Here is a 19,888-nt window from a genome sequence, read left to right as displayed (position 1 = left end):
GAGGCAATCTATGCCACACTAAAAATGCAGATTGTCTGTTGCGAAATGGATGACTGGCTCCCTTCAACATTATGATCTATATGACCGATGGCTGGAGAAGCTATGAAAAAACCCTGACAGGGAAACTGAATGTGGTCAGTAAGCGTTATGCACAACGCATAGAGAGACATAATCTGAATCTTCGTCAACACTTAGCAAGACTGACTCGCAAGACGTTGTTGGAAGTGGGAGATGGCTTTTTCTTTGATGGCTGCTGGAATTTCAGTTACAACACTCATTATCTATTTCTCCTTTTTTATTTTAAATTATATGATCATATATGGAAGTGTTATCTAAAAGAGACAACAGCTTTTGGCACAAAGCCAACTATCTGATTAGGTTTTGCTCAGATCATTAATAGTGTCAGATCGAGTCTTAGTTGGTACACATGACCGTTTTTACAACGGCATTCTATACTCAATTACACCAGGCTTTTCAGCCACCCAATTATATAAACGTTGACCACGTAAATTAGTTTCTTGTGTGTGCCAATATAAACGCCCACACGCTTGTTGCTGAGCCTGCGCTTGTACAGATTCAATTAAACTTTTGCCTTATAAAATTCTTGATATTGCAGCCAATAAACTAACCATTGTGGATAGTGTTCAGGTGAAATAAATTCAACAGTAACTGGCAACGCATTGTTATTCATCATATATTATTTTAAAAATCGAGATATTTGAGACAATGGCGCTATGCTACCTACCAATCTGGTACTGTATAAGATTCACTTTTGATATTTATTTAGGATCCACTTCTAGTGAAACGCCAACCACAAGCCCAATTTCCCTATCTTGCTTAGCCATACCCATTTCATCAGGATCGCACCTTCCATTTTAGGGCTATTATCATTATGTAGTTATCTGAATTCCTTATCCAGAGTTCAGGTTAAAAATAGGTTACCGATATAATTCAGCCAGCGGTACCAACACACAATGGTCGGATATCTTCTCACTCGTAGAAACAGTCATTACTATTATTCTCAATAACTCCTGATACAATACGCTGTACCGCTTCATAGAGTTGGAGCGGTTAGCGTACTGACCTGATTTTGATTGTGGAAGCGCCGGATCACAGGTCGAAAAAATACCAATAGAATAATAATATTGGTGGAACGTCTTAGCACAAAGTAAGTTGTATAGGAGTTTGTGTAGAATTAAAACAGTATAAATATTTATATTTAATATCAATTAGTTAAATAATTAGTTCTATGCATTACGCATGTGTTTATGGACACTGAACTTGATAAACTCAGCCATCTTTGCATAATTGCGCTCTCTTTGGGCAATCCTGCGGTACATAAAGTCCCAGACGCCTGAAAAAAATGCCTTTAGAAACTGACAAAAAGTACCATGATAAATAATGTAATTTCACCGGAATATGATGAAAATGGCAGGGCGTTGCGCCGTGTCCGCAGTTTTGTGCGTCGGCAGGGGCGGTTAACGAGTCGCCAGCAACAAGCACTTGATAATGTGTGGCCAAAGATGGGAGTGGACTATCAGACAGAATTGTCCAATATGGAAGAGATTTTTGGCCGTGAAGCACCTGTAGTGTTGGAAATCGGTTTTGGTATGGGCGCATCATTGGTCACAATGGCAAGCGAAAATCCAGAGAGAAACTTTTTGGGAATCGAAGTTCATGCGCCGGGAGTTGGGGCTTGTTTGGCATCCGCAGAAGATGAAAATCTTAGTAACCTGCGAGTGATGTGCCATGATGCTATCGAAGTATTGAACAATATGATCCCAGAGCAGAGCCTGGCAATGGTTCAACTTTTCTTCCCTGACCCGTGGCATAAAGCGCGCCATAACAAGCGTAGAATTGTGCAGCCTGAATTCGCCCAATTAATTAAAAGTAAACTGAAAATCGGTGGTGTCTTCCATATGGCGACTGACTGGCAGCCATATGCAGAGCATATGCTGGAGGTGATGAGCACAGCAGAAGGGTATCACAACTTATCGGAAAACGGTGATTATGTGCCACGTCCTGAGTCGCGCCCGGTCACAAAATTTGAGACGCGTGGTCAGCGGTTGGGTCATGGTGTATGGGATCTAATGTTTGAGAGGGTAAAATAATGGCTAAAAACCGTAGTCGTCGTCTGCGTAAAAAATTGCGTATTGATGAGTTTCAGGAGTTGGGTTTTTCAGTAAAGTGGAATTTTCCGGCTGATACATCCGTTGAGGTTGTCGATAGCACAGTTGATGCCTTGATTGAAGAACTGATCGAGCCAAATGGCCTTGCTCTGGATGCCAGCGGTTATTTGCAATGGGAAGGCATTGTCTGCCTGCAAAAAATCGGCAAATGTACGGAAGAACATCGTCAATTGGTTGAGAATTGGCTGAAAGATCGCGGCATGGAAGACGTTATCACATCAGAACTGTTTGATGTATGGTGGGATTGATTCGCTGTTGCATAAGAAAAAGCGTATTACGTAAAAATAGCGCTGTATACAGGGGCTCTTTAGGAGCCCCTGTTTGTCTGGAGAAAAAGTGGTGAAGGTAAGGTTATCTAATTCGTTGTTGGCAGATATCTTAGAAGAAGTGCGCCCTTTGATTGGTCAAGGAAAAGTAGCTGATTATATTCCTGCTCTGGCAGAAGTTCCGGCAAATAATTTGGCAATGGCCATTTGTACGGTAGATGGGCAAGTTTTTAAAGCGGGAGATGCAGAAAAACGCTTCTCCATCCAATCCATTTCTAAAGTGTTGAGCTTAACATTAGCGATGACACGTTATAAGGAAGAGGATATCTGGCAACGGGTGGGTACGGAACCTTCGGGACAGCCGTTTAACTCATTGGTACAGTTGGAGTTGGAAAAGGGAATTCCCCGCAACCCTTTTATTAATGCGGGAGCATTGATTATTTGCGATATGCTGCAATCTCGCTTGAGTGCACCTAAACATCGAATGCTGGAGTTTGTCCGTAGCCTCACAGGACAAAAAAATGTTTCTTATGATGATATCGTTGCCCGTTCAGAAATGGAGCATTCCAGCCGCAATGCCGCGATAGCTTACTTGATGAAATCATTCGGTAATTTTGAGAATGATGTTATCACCGTTCTGCAAACATATTTCCAATACTGCGCCTTGAAAATGAATTGTGTTGAATTAGCTCAATGTTTTATATATTTAGCCAACCAAGGACGAATGATGGATTCCGGCCAACAAATTTTGAGCCTTCGACAAACTCGCCAGATTAATGCGCTGATGTTGACATGTGGTATGTACGATGGTTCTGGCGAGTTTGCTTTCAGGATCGGTATGCCAGGGAAATCGGGTGTTGGTGGTGGCATTATTTGTGTCGTTCCGGGAGAATTCACTGTTGCGGTATGGTCGCCTGAACTGGATAAATCCGGCAACTCATTGGCAGGTTGTGCAGCACTGGAGAAATTAGCTGGGCGTATTGGACGCTCTATCTTTTAACCTGTCAGTGTTTTAACCTTAAAAATCAGGAGAATGTATGTTACGCAGGATCACGATTGCTGCATCACTATTATTTGTATCTCAATTCATTGTCACCCAGGCACAGGCGAATTCTGAATGTCAGGCGACGCTTAATGATGACATTATTGTCACACCAAATTCTGTTCAGATCACAGGGGCGAGTGGAAACCTAAAAATATTGCCTGATGGCTCCATAACCAGAAATGGTAAGGCGTTATCGCTAAATACAGAACAACGTAGCAAAGCCCAGCAATATCAACAGACGCTCCGTCAGGATTTACCTTGGGTTAAGAAAGAAGCACTAAGTCATTTGACGAATGCGCGCCAGTCACTGGATAAAGTGGTGGTCGAAACAATGGGTAAGGAAAGTAATATCCGTAACCGTTTATCTCAATTGGAATCTGGCCTCATTAAACAGATTGATAGAGTGATTGAAACCCGTGCTAATGGTTTTGCCTTTAATGCCCAGGTAGTCAAACAGGTAGAACCTGAAGGCCGGAAACTCATTGAACAGAGTCTTGGTGGTATTTTGCAAGATAGCATTAACGAAATGAGCCGTAAAAATAGTGACCAAAATGGTGACGGCAAACAAATGATAATGTCTCTTCTCGGTGGGTTAGGCGGCATGCAAAATGGTTTTGATGCAGAATGGAAAAAGCAGGAACAAGAATTAAAGCGTTTAAAAGTGGAAGTATGTAGCAAAGCTAGTCAATTAGAACAACAGCGCATTAGTCTTATGAATGCTATTAAGTAAAAATAGACTGCTCACCCTTAAAGTAAACAAGAATCAATATGAAATTGATTCTTGTTTTGTTGACATATTAATGTTGCTACCTAGAATGCAAGTCACCTCTTATTAATAGACTTAATTTAGGTGTAACGAATGAAAAAAATCTTGCCAATTGTTATTGCATCACTGCTTTCTGCTACCAGTTACTCTGCATTTAGCCAATCACCAGAATTATTTACGCCAAATTTAGTGACAGCTCAATCTGGTGATTATGCCACGGTGAAACATATTTCCGGCGAAACCCAGGTTAAAAAGAATCCAAAACGGGTGGTTTTATTCGATTTCGGAACTTACGATTCAATGGTGAAACTGGGATTGTCTGATCGAGTGATTGCATTACCCATTAATAATTTACCTGAATATGTGCGTAATAGCGTGCCTACAATTATGCACAATGCCGGAGGAATGAAAGAGCCAAATTTGGAAAAATTAGCGGAAATTAAACCAGATTTAATTGTCATTACCGGACGTCAAGGTGTTTTTTATGATCGTCTGTCACAAATAGCACCAACCATTAATTTAAACACGGACAATAAAAACTACCTGTCATCCGTTGATAGTAATCTTAAATTGTTGGGTGAGTTATTCAATAAGCAGGATATCGTGAAAGCGCAATTTGCTGATTTGGAAAAAACGATTGCATCCGCTCAGGAAAAAGCAAAAGCAGCAAACAGTAAGGTATTGGTATTACTGCATAATGCGGGTGAGTTATATCCCAATAATCAGGTTATTGTTTACAATGTGATTAAAGCGCCTAGTGCTGTATTACCGACTAAATCGGATAAAGACAAAAGTCGAATTGTGACAGCGGATATGATTGCACAAGCTAACCCTGATGTGATCTTTATTATCGACCGTAGTGAAGCAATTGGTGCAGGTAAATTAGGAAAAGATCAGTTTGAAAATGATCAAGTCAAATCAACTAATGCCTATCAAAATGGGAAGATAGTGTATTTACAACCTGATCTCTGGTACTTGTCTGGCGGTGGTTTGGACAGCATGACGCGACAAATCAAAGCGGTTGCTGATGCATTGTAATTTCACAAATTAAAATTCTTTTTCTCTGAATTTACCCTGAAATCTGAATAGTCACATTTCGGGGTACTTTTGACTCACTTATTATCCCTAACCTGTTATTGTTCCTAAATTGAAACAATCAAGCAAAATCATAACCTGGCCTTGCGGTACAGAAAATCTACGTTAGGATATTTCAAAAGGCATCCAATGGGGGACATAAGCATGATTATTAGTTCAACTGAATTTAAGAATAATGATTTCTTGAAAAAAGAGCATGAATTTAATCAATTTGATGGCAATGGTGATAACCGTTCCCCCGAACTTGCCTGGGCGGGCGCACCAGCCGGAACCAAAAGTTTTGCGATTACTGTCTATGATCCTGATGCACCAACGGGTAGTGGCTTCTGGCACTGGGTCGCTTTCGATATTCCCGTTGTAACACAATCCTTACCTGCAAATGCAGGGCAAAGTAACGGTAGCAAATTACCAACCGGTACAATTCAGAGCAGAAATGATTATGGCCTGTTTGGTTTCGGTGGTTGTTGTCCACCTGTGGGAGATAAAGCCCATCGCTATGTTTTCACTGTACATGCCTTATCGGTAGAGAAACTAGGAATTGATGCTGAAACAACAAATGCCGTTGCGCGTTTTATGATCCAGGCCAATACCTTGGCAACAGCTTCTATTACCGGCTACTACCAGCGTTAACCGAATTAATAATTCTTCCGTTTCCAGTAAGGGGTATCAATATGAGCAGCAAAAAAATTCAATGGAACTATGGATTACAGCCGGAAGCGGTAGAGATCCTCGCTAATGACGGGGGCATGATCGTCTGCCCAACCAAAGTTGGCTACATTATCATGACATCTGATGCGCAAGGTTTGGAGCGTAAATTTGAGGCTAAGCTGCGTAATCGCAACAAGCCTGGTGTTGTTTTATGTGGTTCTTTGGAACAATTGAAAGAGTTGGCTCAGATTAACGCGGAAATTGAAGAACTTTATCAAAGACATTGGGATGAAGACGTATTATTAGGTTGTATCTTGCCGTGGAAAGAAGAAGCGATAGCCCGTATTCCAGATGATGGTTCTAAAGAACTGATGATGGATCGGCGTGGTACGAGCTGTTTTGTCATTAAATTTGGCAAACCCGGCGAAATTTTGGCAAAAGAACTGTGGGAAAAATATGGCAAGTTCTCTTTTGCCAGCTCAGCTAACCCATCAGGTAAGGGGAATCGCGGACTGGTTGAATGTATCGGCGAGAGGATAGAGGAGCGGGCCGATCTGATTATCTGTGCTAATGACTATGTCAAATCTATCCAGCCAAATGAAACTGAGCAAACTCGTTATGAACAAGGTGTGATGGTTTCAATGGTAGATGAAAATGGTAAATTAGTTCCGCTGCAACAGGGGCAACGTGATATGACTCCATGTCCGGTATTAATCCGCAAAGGGTTGGATGTACATAAAATCATGGCGATGATGTCCGACATTTTCACTACCTGGGATTACCGTCACGGCAATTACTATTAATTATTGTTGATTAAGAGTAATGGCTATTGATACCTCTGGCAGATAATATCTTTGGCGGGTATTGTTGTACCCGCATTGATAGCTGTAGTTACGCTTTTTTTCCTTTCTCCAAATCTTGTCTTAGCCTGCGTTGCAAAGAGCTGGCAAACTGTTGTACACGCGAAGATAGCGTATTTTCTGATTTAAACAGTATCCATGTCTGATAAATATCCATGCTCCATTCTGGGAGAAGTCGTACTAATTTCCCTTCTGCCACGGCTTCATGGGTAACATAATCGGGGAGATAGGCAATACCCGCTCCTGACAGAGCAGAACTCATTAACGCCACACTGTTATTGATGCGAAATCGGCTGCGTACTTCAATATCCAGCTTATTTCTTTCCTTACGGAATGGCAGGGAAATAGTATGCGCAGGGCCACGAAATAGCAGATAATCGTAACGAGGAAGATCTTCGGGTTTCTCTATTGGAGAAAATTGGTTTATATAGTCTGGGGTTGCGTAAAGTCCCCAGGTGATATCAATTAAAGGCATAACAAGTGGATATTGTGGCGTTTCACGCCCTATGATGATCGCAATATCGCATTGGTCTTCTTCCATATTAATTGTTCTGTCGGTCAGTTCCAAATCAACACTGATATGAATATTTCCGGCGATAAAGTGATTCAGGGCAGGAACAATACATTGGCTGCCAAAGGATACTGGAGCAATCAAGCGTAAACTTCCCATCGGTTCTTCATGGAAATTACGTATAAAATGTTCGGCATGTTGGGCTTCGGTAAGGATCCGATGGCAGTATTGGTAATAACTCATCCCAACTTCTGTTACTTGAATTTTACGTGTAGTGCGGTTGAGTAATTGGGTGCCTAATCTTATTTCTAATTGTGCAATCTCGCGGCTGACGGAAGACTTGGATATCCTTAACGATCTTGCTGCTTCGGTAAAACTCAGCGTCTCTACAACACGGGCAAAGACCACCATTGAGGTAAGATTCTCAATATTATTCATGCAATAACCTGATGATTTACTCGTAGGAACCAGCCTATAACATATCACATATCCTATAGTGATATGTCAGATTCAATGGGTAAGAATTTCCCATTTTGTGGACAACTGTCCCATAATGGAAACAGTGAACCATACGATGGTATTTCCCTACGTTAAGGAGTCGTAATCTTGTTAGGATGGCAGTCTATTGAGTCTGTTTTTATCTTTCGGAGGGCAATGTGAGATGAGCCAAACTATTACACAAAAAATTCTTGCACGGGCAAGTGGGCGTGCGCAAGTCACTCCGGGTGAAGTGGTTTGGGCGAAAGTGGATATTTTGATGTCTCACGATCCCTGCACGCCAGGTGTAGCCAGCGTATTTAAAAAGGAGTTTGGGCAAGAGGCAAAGATATGGGATCCTGAACGCTTTATTTTAATTCCAGACCATTTTGTCTATTCGGCTGACTCACAAGCTAACCAGAATATTCGGGTGATGCGTGAATTTGCCGCTGAACAGAACATAAAATATTTTTATGATGTTGGGACGCCCAATTATAAAGGTGTGTGCCATATAGGGCTTGCAGAGGGAGGACATATTCGCCCGGGTGAAGTGTTACTGGGCACAGATTCTCATACTGTGACTGCGGGTGCTTTTGGTGCATTTGCCATTGGGTTAGGGATTACTGACGCAGCTTATGCATTAGGTACGGGAGAAATTCCTCTTAAGGTGCCAACAACCATTCGGGTTAACTTTACCGGAACCAAGCCAGCCCATGTTTTAGCTAAGGACATGATTTTATCTGTATTGTCAGAGTTAACTGTCGATGGTGCGACCTATCAGGCTATAGAGTTTGGGGGTAATGTTATTGATGAGTTATCGGTAGAAGAGCGCATGACGATTTGCAATATGGTCGTTGAGTGTGGAGCTAAAAACGGCATTATGGTTCCCAATCAGGCGACCCTGGATTATTTGGCAGAAAGAAATAATCTCCCGTTTGAAATTGTCTACCCTGACGAAGATGCGCAATATAGCCGTGTGTTAAACATTGATGTTTCCACGATGCAACCAAAAATTGCCAAACCCCATTCTCCCGATAATGTCGTTTCCATTGATCAGGTAGCCAATGTTGCCATTTCTCAGGCATATATTGGTTCTTGTACGGGGGGCAAGCTGGAGGATTTTGTTGCGGCAGCCCGCGTTATTAAAGGGCATAAAGTGACAATTCCAACTTATGCAGTACCTGCAACAAAAGAAGTTTTCCATCGGACGATTACGACCCAAATCGATGGCGTTTCTGTCTACCAGATTTTAAGTGATGCCGGAGTGAAGCTTTCTTCTGAATCAGGGTGTGCAGCTTGTTGTGGTGGCCCGCCAGATACTTTTGGCCGCGTCAATGATCCAATATCAGTCATATCCACCACCAATCGTAATTTTGTCGGCAGAATGGGGCATAAACGAGCCAATATTTATCTCGCTTCCCCTTATTCTGTTGCCGCGGCTGCTATTACTGGTCAAATAACAAATCCTGAGGAGTTTTTATGAGCGAGTTAAAGGAAAATATCATTCGGGGTGAGGTTTATGTATTGACCGATAATATTGATACTGACCAGATTCTTTCAGCCGAATATCTCAAGGTCAATCCTTCCACTCCTGAAGGATACGCTCAACTGGCTTCGTTGGCGATGTGTGGATTACCGGAAGGTTCACTGCCTTTTATTGATGAAAGCAAGGGAAAAGCGAAATATCCGATCATTGTGGCAGGGCAGAATTTTGGCTGTGGATCTTCGCGTGAACATGCTGTGGCAGCCTTAGGTGCTTCAGGGGTGAAAGCGGTTCTTGCTCAATCTTATGCCCGTATATTCTTTCGAAATTGTGTATCAACCGGACAGTTATTGCCCGTTGCAGCCCAAGAGCGCTTGTGTGACAAATTAGTCACGGGAGACAGTATTGAGATTGATATTGAAAACCAGACCGTCATTTTGTTGAAAAATGGTGAAAAACATCAAACCGATCCTATTGGTGAACTTGCCAATATTGTCTCTGCCGGAGGGCTATTTTCTTACGCCCGTGCTTCAGGCAGAATTAAATAATATGAAAAAACTGCACCCCTGAATTTTAAGGTGCAGTTTTTTTCCTAAAGAAACAACTCAAGTAAGGAATTCAGGAATAGTTTTCCATGCTTGGTGATTTGCCAGTGTGTATCGCTTTCAGTGATATAGCCTTTCGTCAGTGCCTCGTCAATTTGTGGACGAATGACACTTTCCGGTAATCCGGTGAAATCACTGAAATCCTGGCGTGGCATCGATTCCAGCAATCGGAAACGGTTCATGAAAAATTCAAATGGACGATCTCCATTATCCACCTGATTTTGCTGATCCAGATAATTCCCTTGCATATAACCGCGTGGATGCTTGGTTTTTACGGTACGGAGAATACGGCCATCTGCAAACGAAATTTTGCCATGTGCGCCGCAACCAATCCCCAGATAATCACCGAAACGCCAGTAATTGAGATTATGCTGACATTGATAACCGGGTTTGGCATAGGCCGAAGTTTCATATTGTTGATAACCCGCTTCTGTCAGTAATTGATGGCCTTGGGAAAAAATATCCCATAACGCATCATCATCCGGTAAGACAGGGGGGCGAGAGCCAAAACTGGTATTGGGTTCAATCGTTAGTTGATACCAGGACAGGTGGGGGGGCGATAACTCAATAGCCTGACGTAAATCATTCAATGCTTCATTGAGTGTTTGGTTAGGCAGGCCATGCATCAAATCCAGATTGAAACTGCGTAATCCAAGCTCGTTAGCCAATTTAGCTGCTCGTTTAGCCTCTTCTGGGCCGTGGATACGCCCTAAACGGATAAGTTTATCTGAACCAAAACTTTGTACACCGATAGAAATGCGATTGATTCCCGCTTGCTGATAAGCACTAAAACGAGCAGCTTCAACGGTTCCCGGATTGGCTTCCATTGTAATCTCTGCTTGCGAAGAGAGTGGTAGTGAAGCCCTGACCCCATCAAGCAATCGTTGCATACCTTCAGCGCTTAACAGGCTAGGCGTTCCTCCACCGATAAAAATCGTTGATACCTCACGATCACCAATCATTGGCAGATCCACATGCAAATCTGCCAATAGATGATCAACATATTCCTGATGCGGTACATCCCCTTTTAAGGCATGTGAATTAAAGTCACAATAAGGGCATTTCTGCACGCACCACGGAATATGAATATAAAGACTCAGAGGTGGCAACTTAAGCATTACGCATGGCTTCCAATAACATTGCTAATGCTTTCCCTCGGTGTGAAATGGCATTTTTTTGCTCACGAGTTAGCTCGGCTGCTGTACAGTTAAATTCAGGGGCATAAAAAACGGGATCATAACCAAAACCGCCTTTTCCAGCCGGTTCACGGGTGATCATGCCTGACCAGCGGCCGTGAAATACCAGAGGGGTAGGATCTTCTGCATGGCGTAGGAAGACCAGTACACAATTGAATTGAGCCTGACGCTGTTCATCAGGAACATCACGCATGACTTGCAATAATTTTTCTAGGTTCTCCTGATCGGAGGCATCACTGCCTGCATAGCGAGCGGAATAAATGCCTGGTGTGCCACCTAATGCGTCAACCGATAACCCAGAATCGTCGGCAATCGCAGGTAAACCAGTGGCTGCTGCGGCATGGCGAGCTTTGATGATTGCGTTTTCAATAAAAGTAAGACCTGTTTCATCGGCTGAATCCACACCTAATTCGGTTTGAGCCACGATATCTAAGCCAAAATTAGCTAATAAATCAGCCAATTCACGTACTTTTCCTGCATTTCCCGTGGCGAGAACAACTTTTTGCATTGCCATTTATTTTATTAACCTGTATATCCAATTAATCTACGTATCTAATTGATCTGTTTATCTAATTAACCTGCAAACATTGAAGCCAGCCACCCCATTACATCGTAGCGCAGGGCATTCAGTGCGTAGAGAATAAGAATGACAATCATGGCAGAGAAATCAAGGCCGCCCATAGAAGGGATAATGCGGCGGATAGGTGCCATTAGTGGTTCAGTTAATTGAATCAGGACATAATCTACAGGGTTACGTCCTTGGCTGATCCAGCTTAATAACGCGCGCGCGATCACTAACCAGAATACGAGCTTTCCGGCAGCAGTCAGTAACTCAATCACGCTAAACAAGAATATGGCACCAGAAGGAACTAGAAATTGCCCTGTGGCTAACCATATTGGCAACAAGATTTTGATAATAATCAGCAGGTAGGAGAGAAGCATGGATGCAGTATCAATGGGACCAATGGCAGGAATGACTCTGCGTAATGGACGCACCACAGGTTGGGTAATCTTAACGATAAATTGTGAGAATGGATTATAAAAATCACAACGTGCCCACTGCATCCAGACACGCAGTAGTAAAACGGCAATATATAAATCCAGAACGGTGAAAAAGACGAAGTTTAAGAATTGCATGTAGCAGCCCTGATTGAATTAAACCAATTGAATTAAAATAATTTTTCCATTTCCTGTGCTCGGCGGATGGCTCCTTGCATGGCATTGGACACAATTTCAGGCAGCTTGCCTTCATAAAAAATGCGCAATGCTTCAGCCGTTGTACCACCTTTAGATGTTACCTGCTCACGCAGGATAGCAAAAGGAAGATCTTTTTGCGTTTCAGCAAGTTTAGCTGAACCTATGGCTGCTTGCAGAACAAGTTCTCTGGCTGTTTCACTGTCAAATCCCAGACGTTCCGCTTCTTGTTGCATCGATTCCATGAACAGGAAGAAATAAGCAGGGGCACTGCCTGCAATGGCGATAATATCGTTGATACCGTTTTCATCATTTACCCAGCAGACTTTCCCGACACTGCTCATTAGCGATGCTGCAAAGTTGCGATCAGCTTGCCCGATATGCTCAGGTGCAAACAATCCACTCATTCCTTGCCCTACAAGCGAAGGGGTATTTGGCATAATGCGGATAATATTGAGATTATCCTGCAAAAACGTATAAAAACGGGATACTGGAATACCAGCAGCAATAGAAATAACCAGTTTTCCACTGAAATCGACGTGTGGATGCAGTGATCCACAAACTTCCGCCATCATTTGCGGTTTAACCGCCAGAACGATGACATCAGCTTCTTGTGCGTAACGAATATTATCGCCTTGACTATTAATGCCATATTCTTTTTCCAGCACATCACGGCGGGCGGTAGTTGGAGAACAGACAGTGATGAGTTCGGCAGGATAATCTTTCCTGACTAAGCCGGCAATGATGGCATGAGCCATATTTCCTGCGCCGATAAAGGTGATTTTACGATTTTCCATTAGATAATCTCGTCTATTAATCAATTAATTTCAGGTATTGAATTAGGTGATTTTCATTTTCTATATTAAGACTTGTACTGACGGGCACCGAATATTGCCGTTCCAATCCTAACCAGTGTAGAACCACAAGTAATGGCGGCTTCCATATCATCCGTCATGCCCATTGATAGTGTATCAACTTGGGGATATTGCGCTTTTAGCTCAATCAATGCTTTTTCCATTTGGCGAAAAATGGCAATTTGGCGTTCAAAGTTGCTTTCTGGTGCAGGTATTGCCATCAAGCCGCGCAATACCAGATTAGGTAACCCATTAATAGTTGCAGCCAATTCGGTTAATTCTTCCAACAAAATGCCTGATTTGCTTTCTTCTCCACTGATATTAATCTGGATCAGAATATTAAGAGGTGGCATGTTTTCAGGACGTTGCTCGCTTAAACGTTGGGCGATTTTTGCTCTGTCAACGGTATGACACCAATCAAAATTTTCTGCAACCAAACGACTCTTGTTCGATTGTAATGGGCCAATAAAATGCCACACTAAATCGTCACGGTTAGTAAAGTATTGGATCTTTTCAACCCCTTCCTGCACGTAATTCTCACCAAATTCCCGCTGGCCATTGGCTATGGCTTCTGCGATGGCATCCACAGGTTTGGTTTTACTGACTGCAAGCAAAGTAATTTCTTCTGGAGAACGTCCGCATTTTTGCGCTGCAAGTGTCATGCGGTTCCTGACATCGTGAAGATTTTGTTCGATATTGTTCATAATTGACTCAGGAGATAAAAAAATGAATATGGAAAAATGGGTGTCCCTTAGTGTAAAGCATAATGCTTCCGATCTGCATCTTTGTGTCGGGCAAGTTCCAGTTTTGCGTATCAATGGTGTGTTATATCCACAGAGACAATGTGAGGAAATTCAACCTAATACCCTTATCACATGGAGTGAAGAAATATTATCGGATGTGCAGAAACAGCAGTTACATAAGCACGGTCATGTCGATTTTGTGGTAACGATGCCAGATAAACAGAGACTCAGGGGAAATCTATTCTATCAACAATCTCATTTATCGTTGGTATTGCGATTGATTGCGAATAAATGCCCGACATTGGAACAACTCTATGCGCCTGACATCATCCAACGCCTTACCTTGCAGGAGATGAGTGGATTGATATTAGTGACAGGTGCGACGGGAAGCGGTAAGTCTACTACGCTGTCAGCTATGATTCATGCTTTGAATAGCCATGTTTGTAAGCACATCATCATGTTGGAAGATCCAATAGAATTTGTTCACCAAAGCCGAAACTGTTTGATACAGCAAAGGCAGATTGGTGAGGATGTTGAGGACTATCAAACGGCATTGAAAGGAGCATTACGCCAGGATCCTGACGTGATCCTGCTGGGAGAATTACGGGATAAGGAGACGATCAGGTTGGCTCTGACCGCGGCTGAAACGGGGCACTTGGTTTTGTCGACGCTGCATACCCGTGGTGCAATTCAGGCGATAGATCGTCTGGTTGATGTTTTTTCCGCAGAAGAAAAAGGTTGGATTTGTAGCCAGTTAGCCGGAAGTTTAAAGGCAGTTATTTCTCAGCAATTGCTTCCTGCTAAAGATGGTGGAAGAGTAGCTATTTATGAAGTTTTGGTCATCAATCAGGCTGTTAGTCATTTGATAAGGGAAGGCAAGAACCATCAAATAACATCATTAATGCAGACCGGTGCTGCTTGCGGTATGCAAACTTACGAGCAAAGCCGACAACAACGTAATTTGTTGGGGTTGCTGGGATAAACCGTTTGTGGCTTGTGGTAACAGCCATGCCTTATGGTGAGTATGGCTATTACGGTATAAATATCGTTATTATTGATATTGCTGCTCAAACCAGCTTTCCAGAATAATAACAGCGGAAGTGGAATCAATCTTACTTTTATTCAGTGCCTTATAGCCACCGTGATCAAACAGGTGAGAGCGTGCTTCCACCGTGGTCAATCGTTCATCGTGCAGTTCAACTTGTACCCCGAAGCGCCCGTGTATTCGGTTGGCGAACTTACGAGCCTGCGCGGTGACAAGTTGCTCTGTGCCATCCATATTGAGAGGCAGACCAACAATAACCAGATCGGGCTGCCATTCTTTAAGTAGTTTCCCAATAAGCTCCCAATTAGGGGAACCTTCATTGGCTTTGAAAGAGGTTAATGCTCTGGCTGTACCTGTGATTTCTTGCCCGATGGCAGCCCCAATACTGCGAGTTCCAAAATCAAAGGCAATGATTGTACGGTTTTTCATCAGGCATGTCCTGCTTGTGATGAGAGATTATAAATATTAATCCCCAGCAAAGAAGCAGCTTCACGCCAGCGGATAGCAATAGGGATATTAAAAATGATGGAAGGATCAGCGCTGACAGTAAGCCAACTGTTTTCCATAATTTCCCTTTCCAACTGACCGGTTTCCCAACTTGAGTATCCAAGGGTCATTAAAACATTTTTCGGTTGGCGTGATGTGCCCAGAGCTTCCAGCATATCCTTGGATGTTGTGATCATAGTGTGTTCAGAAATCTGAATACTGGAACTGAAACCTGATTGTGGCGTATGCAAAATAAAACCGTGCTCCTCAGACAGAGGGCCGCCAGCCATCACGGGCCGATTGAGATCGATCGCACTATCTCTATCCTTAGGGGTGATATCTAATTTTTGTAAGATACTTTGGATAGAAACTCGGGCTATTGGCTTATTGATAATTAATCCCATTGCCCCGTTTTGATCATGTTCGCAGATATAAACCACGGAACGATTGAAATAAGGATCAGAGAGCGAAGGCATGGCAATAAGAAAATGATGCTGTAAGTTCATGTGTTTTCTGATAGTTATTTGGGCAATATAAGAATGACTGGCCCACAGTATGTGGGCTCTTATTATAAATGGCAAATATTGTCAGAAACGAACGTTGTTTGGCCTGTTATGCTATCTGTTCTTCCAATCGTTTTTCGACAGCATCCATCAGCATGCCGGTAATGGAGATGTCTGGGAATGCTGCTTCTATTTCACGTACACAGGTTGGGCTGGTCACGTTGATTTCAGTTAAACGGTCGCCAATGATATCCAGCCCAACAAAAATTAATCCTTTCTCTTTTAATACAGGAGCAACTGCGCGGGCAATTGCCCAATCGCTTTCTGACAATGGGTGTGCTTCTCCACGACCACCTGCCGCCAGATTACCACGAGTTTCTCCTTGGGCAGGGATACGGGCAAGACAATAAGGTACAGGTTCACCATCAACAACCAGTACGCGCTTATCTCCATCTTTAATGGCAGGCAGAAAATTTTGTGCCATACAATAACGAGTGCCATGTTCAGTCAGCGTTTCAATAATAACCCCGACATTGGCGTCGTCTTGTTTTAAACGGAAGATGGAAGCGCCCCCCATACCATCTAAAGGTTTAAAAATAACATCGCTATGTTTTTTATGGAATTCGCGTAATTTTTTGGCATTGCGGGTGACTAGCGTATCGGGTGTCAATTCAGGGAACCAGGCAGTAAATAGCTTTTCGTTACAGTCGCGCAGGCTTTGGGGCTTATTAACGATCAGACTGCCTTTGGCTTCTGCTCTTTCCAGAATATAGGTTGCATAGATGTATTCAGTATCAAAAGGTGGATCTTTGCGCATCAGAATAACTTGCAAAGTATCGAGAGCTATTTCCTGCTCACTGCCAAACTGATACCACTGTTGGGGATTTTCTTCTACCGTGAGCAAACGTGTGTGAGCGCGAGCCTCTCCTTGATGCAAGTAGAGATCATGCATTTCCATATAATGGATTTCCCATCCGCGTTTTTGTGCTTCCAGCAGCATGGCAAAACTAGTGTCTTTCTTGATGTTGATGGATGAAATAGGATCCATCACAATACCGAGCTTGATCATTTTTTCTCCTTAACCCAGATCACCAAAACGCACTTGCAATGCGGTAATTGCAGTGAGTGCCGTCGTTTCTGTCCTCAAGACGCGAGACCCTAACAGGATATCAGTAAACTGATATTTTGCTGTCATTTCTATTTCTTCGGCAGACAATCCCCCTTCAGGACCAATCAGCAGGCGTACTCTTTCCACAGGAAGTGGGAGGGTATTGATGCTATGGCTGGCACGGGGATGCAGATTCAATTTTAGGCTGCCATCGTTTTCTGCACACCAGCTTTCAAGTGGCATAACGGGGCGGATTTCAGGGATCCGGTTACGTCCGCACTGCTCACAGGCAGAAATGGCAATTTTTTTCCATTGTTGTAATTTCTTCTCCAATCTTTCTGTATCCAGTTTTACACCACAACGTTCAGACAGAAGTGGGGTAATCGTGTTGACACCCAATTCAACAGATTTTTGGATTGTAAATTCCATTTTTTCACCACGAGACATGACCTGCCCCAGATGCAGGTTAAGTGGTGATTCATGATCAGACAATTTGCCATTAATGATAGACACTTTAATCGTTTTTTTACTGGCTTCCGTGATTATTGCATCAAAAACCTGATTACTGCCATCAAAGAGTTGTAATGCTTGCCCGTTACTCATTCTAAGCACGCGACCAACGTGATTGGCAGCATCATCACTCAAATAAATTTCCGCTCCTGTTGCAAGTAGTTCAGGATAATAGATGCGGGGTATTCGCATATTCTTCTTTCCTTCTTTTTCCGGATGCTTCCGGTATGGCGCAAACAGCCACATAACAAAATTGATTCATCGTCATGATAAATGAGCGCTGTTTGCGTGATCAAGTTATCTCTTGACTTAAGGAATACAAGAGATCTCCTTGCGAGCTGGTTCGCATATTTATTTTATAATTGCTTTTTTAGCTAGATTTTTATTGCCAATAACCGGAAAGAAAAATTAGTATTCATCTTGTCCTGATTCATGTCAGGAAATAAGGAAAGAAGACAGTAACAGGGATGTTGTTTATAAATGGATTTTAATTTTTCACAAATGAGAAAAAGGAAGTAACTCTATTTTAATTAACTTGGATTATATAATAATTATGTTTTTCTGTAGTACCTTATTGTTATTGACTGTTATCGATCTTAAAACATATTGCTTACCAGATATTATCACTCTTCCTCTATTATGGTTTGGGCTTTTGGTTAATGTTGATGGTAATTTAGTTTCGATAAAGAGTGCAATATACGGCGCCATATCAGGGTATCTTTTTTTGTGGTTTTTGTATTGGTTATGTCGATATACCTTAAATAAGGAAGGAATAGGTTATGGTGATCTTAAATTAACTGCAGCAATCGGTGCCTGGTTGGGTGTGGAAATGATACCAATATTGATGCTGATGGCTTCATTGTCTGGATTGTTTGGTTTTGTAATAATTGGAGTGAAAAGAAAATCTTTTCCTGAATTTATCGCATTTGGGCCTTATTTATGTTTATCTGCGATAGTATTGCTGGGGTATGGTATTGGTAGAGCATAGTATTCACCTGCAAAGTGGGACAATGGATAAAAAATGGCGGAGAGAACAAGAACCTAATCTATGGTACGCATTCTGCACATGCTAGACGTTAAAAGTATCAAGCTGCTTGCCTTGCATATTCTAGACGTTGGAAGCATCTGGTTAGCTTTAGGCTGCTGGCTTACCTCTCCGCTGACTGCAAATTAAAAAAAGTGATATTTTTATTCAAGCTTAAGACCAGAATTTAATTGGTTTTTTTATGGAGGTGAACATAAAGTATTAAAATGAATTTTGATACAAGTATTATTAATAATTAATGCTGGGGGGGGGGGGTATTTAATGAATTGGAGTCATTGAAATTAAATAGGGAAATTTCATTAAGATAATGTTTCAAATATTGCTATACGGGCGCTACTATCCGCAACGCCCGTGATGATTTTTAACTTATTGAGGCCACTTCATTTCGCCTTTTAATACTTTGGCACTTAGCTCAAGGCTGGATTCGTCAGCCAGATCCGGATAGTGTTTTTTCATGGCTGCAATTAGCGCACTGGAATCTTTTGCTTTCGGCAATTCTTTTTCTAATGTGGTCAGATAATTCTGTGTGAAAGTTACTGAATCCAACGTCATTGATGAATTCCCTAGATAGTGGCCTGGTACAACAGTTTTAGGTTGCAGTCTCTTGATGCGATCCAATGTTTGTTGCCAATGTTGGCGTGATGCTTTGGTCTGGGTATCAGCAATCCATATATGGATATGGTCAGAAACGGTCACACCACCAACAACCGCTTTCAATTTAGGAACCCAGACAAAAGTACGATCTGCGGCGGGGCCATCTAAGCCTTCAACAATCAGTTTTTCACCATCAACAGTAAAGGAATTTCCTGTTAGTGGTTCTGGTACGACGATCTTTTTGGGTGCCTGATCTGCAAGAATTCCACCCCAATAAGCCAGCTTGCCATCTTTGGTTTCATTGATTGCTTTGATGGTTTCTGGTGATGCGACAACTTTGGCGTCAGGGAAAGCTTCGGTGATCACGTCAAGACCAAAGTAAAAATCAGGATCGGATTGGCTGATATAGATTGTTGTCAGTTTTTTGCCTGTTTGCTGGATCATTTTTACCAGCTCTTGTGCATCATTTTTCTTAAATTGGGCATCAATCAGGACAACTTCATGATCACCACTGATAATTTCAGAAGAAACAGGGAAGACACCTTTTTCACCTGGATTGTAGATATCCAATTTTAGATCGGTTGCTTGAGCCATTGAGGCCATCCCCAAGGAGAGTGTCGCTGCCAGAGCGATGTTTAATGTTGTTTTGCGAGCCATCGTCGAAT

22 protein-coding genes and 2 pseudogenes are annotated in these 19,888 nt (G+C 42.4%); 12 read left to right on the top strand and 12 right to left on the bottom strand.

The window, feature by feature from the left end:
- Positions 1 to 53 precede the first annotated feature (53 nt).
- Positions 54 to 218: pseudogene (locus tag Xentx_RS10530) on the top strand (IS1 family transposase); the annotation flags it as partial.
- Positions 219 to 437: 219 nt separating this feature from the next.
- Here the strand turns inward: Xentx_RS10530 and Xentx_RS20105 are convergent.
- Positions 438 to 593 (bottom strand): annotated as a pseudogene (locus Xentx_RS20105) (GNAT family N-acetyltransferase); the annotation flags it as partial.
- A gap of 798 nt (positions 594 to 1,391) precedes the next feature.
- On the opposite strand from Xentx_RS20105, the gene trmB reads away from it, so the two are divergent.
- From trmB to Xentx_RS10490, 7 genes are all read left to right on the top strand, one after another.
- Positions 1,392 to 2,111: a tRNA (guanosine(46)-N7)-methyltransferase TrmB gene (gene trmB / locus Xentx_RS10520; RefSeq protein ID WP_074020198.1), complete on the top strand. Its 720-nt coding sequence runs from the start codon at positions 1,392 to 1,394 to the stop codon at positions 2,109 to 2,111.
- On the top strand, positions 2,111 to 2,437 hold the full coding sequence (locus tag Xentx_RS10515) for a YggL family protein (RefSeq protein WP_074020197.1): 327 nt from the start codon (positions 2,111 to 2,113) through the stop codon (positions 2,435 to 2,437). The genes trmB and Xentx_RS10515 overlap by 1 nt, the downstream gene beginning before the upstream one ends.
- 91 nt (positions 2,438 to 2,528) lie before the next feature.
- A complete protein-coding gene (gene glsB, locus Xentx_RS10510; RefSeq protein ID WP_139292480.1) occupies positions 2,529 to 3,455 on the top strand; it encodes a glutaminase B in 927 nt (308 codons plus the stop codon).
- A gap of 37 nt (positions 3,456 to 3,492) precedes the next feature.
- Positions 3,493 to 4,230 (top strand): DUF2884 family protein, encoded by a 738-nt coding sequence (locus tag Xentx_RS10505; RefSeq protein ID WP_074020195.1) that lies wholly within the window; start codon positions 3,493 to 3,495, stop codon positions 4,228 to 4,230.
- 129 nt (positions 4,231 to 4,359) lie between these two features.
- Positions 4,360 to 5,304 carry a siderophore ABC transporter substrate-binding protein gene (locus tag Xentx_RS10500; protein ID WP_074020194.1) on the top strand — a complete coding sequence of 315 codons (945 nt, stop codon included), beginning with the start codon at positions 4,360 to 4,362 and terminating at the stop codon, positions 5,302 to 5,304.
- A 201-nt stretch (positions 5,305 to 5,505) separates the two neighbouring features.
- Positions 5,506 to 5,991 (top strand): YbhB/YbcL family Raf kinase inhibitor-like protein, encoded by a 486-nt coding sequence (locus Xentx_RS10495; RefSeq protein WP_139292478.1) that lies wholly within the window; start codon positions 5,506 to 5,508, stop codon positions 5,989 to 5,991.
- 41 nt (positions 5,992 to 6,032) lie between these two features.
- Positions 6,033 to 6,812, top strand: coding sequence for an L-threonylcarbamoyladenylate synthase (locus Xentx_RS10490; RefSeq protein WP_074020192.1), 780 nt, complete (start codon positions 6,033 to 6,035; stop codon positions 6,810 to 6,812).
- 88 nt (positions 6,813 to 6,900) lie between these two features.
- On the opposite strand, the gene Xentx_RS10485 is transcribed toward Xentx_RS10490, so the two are convergent.
- Positions 6,901 to 7,818 (bottom strand): LysR family transcriptional regulator, encoded by a 918-nt coding sequence (locus Xentx_RS10485; protein ID WP_074020191.1) that lies wholly within the window; start codon positions 7,816 to 7,818, stop codon positions 6,901 to 6,903.
- Between the two features lie 223 nt (positions 7,819 to 8,041).
- On the opposite strand from Xentx_RS10485, the gene Xentx_RS10480 reads away from it, so the two are divergent.
- Together Xentx_RS10480 and Xentx_RS10475 are read left to right on the top strand one after the other, a co-directional pair.
- The gene (locus Xentx_RS10480; protein ID WP_074020190.1) at positions 8,042 to 9,340 is read left to right on the top strand and encodes a 3-isopropylmalate dehydratase large subunit; all 1,299 of its coding nucleotides are present in this window, start codon (positions 8,042 to 8,044) and stop codon (positions 9,338 to 9,340) included.
- Positions 9,337 to 9,888 (top strand): LeuD/DmdB family oxidoreductase small subunit, encoded by a 552-nt coding sequence (locus tag Xentx_RS10475; protein WP_074020189.1) that lies wholly within the window; start codon positions 9,337 to 9,339, stop codon positions 9,886 to 9,888. The genes Xentx_RS10480 and Xentx_RS10475 overlap by 4 nt, the downstream gene beginning before the upstream one ends.
- A gap of 44 nt (positions 9,889 to 9,932) precedes the next feature.
- Here Xentx_RS10475 and hemW read toward each other — a convergent pair whose 3' ends face one another.
- From hemW to Xentx_RS10450, 5 genes are all read right to left on the bottom strand, one after another.
- On the bottom strand, positions 9,933 to 11,063 hold the full coding sequence (gene hemW, locus Xentx_RS10470; protein WP_074020188.1) for a radical SAM family heme chaperone HemW: 1,131 nt from the start codon (positions 11,061 to 11,063) through the stop codon (positions 9,933 to 9,935).
- Positions 11,056 to 11,649 carry an XTP/dITP diphosphatase gene (locus Xentx_RS10465; RefSeq protein WP_074020206.1) on the bottom strand — a complete coding sequence of 198 codons (594 nt, stop codon included), beginning with the start codon at positions 11,647 to 11,649 and terminating at the stop codon, positions 11,056 to 11,058. The genes hemW and Xentx_RS10465 overlap by 8 nt, the downstream gene beginning before the upstream one ends.
- A 65-nt stretch (positions 11,650 to 11,714) precedes the next feature.
- Positions 11,715 to 12,278, bottom strand: coding sequence for a YggT family protein (locus Xentx_RS10460; protein WP_074020187.1), 564 nt, complete (start codon positions 12,276 to 12,278; stop codon positions 11,715 to 11,717).
- Between the two features lie 32 nt (positions 12,279 to 12,310).
- Positions 12,311 to 13,132 (bottom strand): pyrroline-5-carboxylate reductase, encoded by an 822-nt coding sequence (gene proC / locus Xentx_RS10455; protein WP_074020186.1) that lies wholly within the window; start codon positions 13,130 to 13,132, stop codon positions 12,311 to 12,313.
- 65 nt (positions 13,133 to 13,197) lie between these two features.
- Complete coding sequence (locus Xentx_RS10450) at positions 13,198 to 13,893, bottom strand: YggS family pyridoxal phosphate-dependent enzyme (RefSeq protein WP_074020185.1); 696 nt, start codon at positions 13,891 to 13,893, stop codon at positions 13,198 to 13,200.
- Between the two features lie 22 nt (positions 13,894 to 13,915).
- Here Xentx_RS10450 and Xentx_RS10445 point away from each other — a divergent pair, with 22 nt between their 5' ends.
- Positions 13,916 to 14,914 (top strand): type IV pilus twitching motility protein PilT, encoded by a 999-nt coding sequence (locus Xentx_RS10445; protein WP_074020184.1) that lies wholly within the window; start codon positions 13,916 to 13,918, stop codon positions 14,912 to 14,914.
- A gap of 69 nt (positions 14,915 to 14,983) precedes the next feature.
- On the opposite strand, the gene ruvX is transcribed toward Xentx_RS10445, so the two are convergent.
- The 4 genes from ruvX to rsmE form a co-directional block, all read right to left on the bottom strand.
- Complete coding sequence (gene ruvX / locus Xentx_RS10440) at positions 14,984 to 15,406, bottom strand: Holliday junction resolvase RuvX (protein ID WP_074020183.1); 423 nt, start codon at positions 15,404 to 15,406, stop codon at positions 14,984 to 14,986.
- Positions 15,406 to 15,969 carry a YqgE/AlgH family protein gene (locus Xentx_RS10435; RefSeq protein ID WP_074020182.1) on the bottom strand — a complete coding sequence of 188 codons (564 nt, stop codon included), beginning with the start codon at positions 15,967 to 15,969 and terminating at the stop codon, positions 15,406 to 15,408. Before Xentx_RS10435 ends, ruvX begins: the two co-directional genes overlap by 1 nt.
- Before the next feature lie 106 nt (positions 15,970 to 16,075).
- Entirely contained in the window at positions 16,076 to 17,035 is a 960-nt protein-coding gene (gene gshB / locus Xentx_RS10430; protein ID WP_074020181.1) for a glutathione synthase, read from the bottom strand.
- 9 nt (positions 17,036 to 17,044) lie between these two features.
- On the bottom strand, positions 17,045 to 17,776 hold the full coding sequence (gene rsmE / locus Xentx_RS10425) for a 16S rRNA (uracil(1498)-N(3))-methyltransferase (protein ID WP_074020180.1): 732 nt from the start codon (positions 17,774 to 17,776) through the stop codon (positions 17,045 to 17,047).
- Positions 17,777 to 18,137: 361 nt separating this feature from the next.
- Between rsmE and Xentx_RS10420 the strand changes: the two genes are divergently transcribed.
- Positions 18,138 to 18,572, top strand: a complete 435-nt coding sequence (locus Xentx_RS10420) for a prepilin peptidase (RefSeq protein WP_074020179.1) — start codon at positions 18,138 to 18,140, stop codon at positions 18,570 to 18,572.
- A gap of 423 nt (positions 18,573 to 18,995) precedes the next feature.
- On the opposite strand, the gene Xentx_RS10415 is transcribed toward Xentx_RS10420, so the two are convergent.
- Positions 18,996 to 19,880 (bottom strand): MBL fold metallo-hydrolase, encoded by an 885-nt coding sequence (locus Xentx_RS10415; RefSeq protein WP_074020178.1) that lies wholly within the window; start codon positions 19,878 to 19,880, stop codon positions 18,996 to 18,998.
- Between the last annotated feature and the right edge of the window lie 8 nt (positions 19,881 to 19,888).

This window comes from Xenorhabdus thuongxuanensis (assembly GCF_001908095.1).
Classification (GTDB): domain Bacteria; phylum Pseudomonadota; class Gammaproteobacteria; order Enterobacterales; family Enterobacteriaceae; genus Xenorhabdus; species Xenorhabdus thuongxuanensis.
This window is presented reverse-complemented; position numbering and strand designations above follow the sequence as displayed.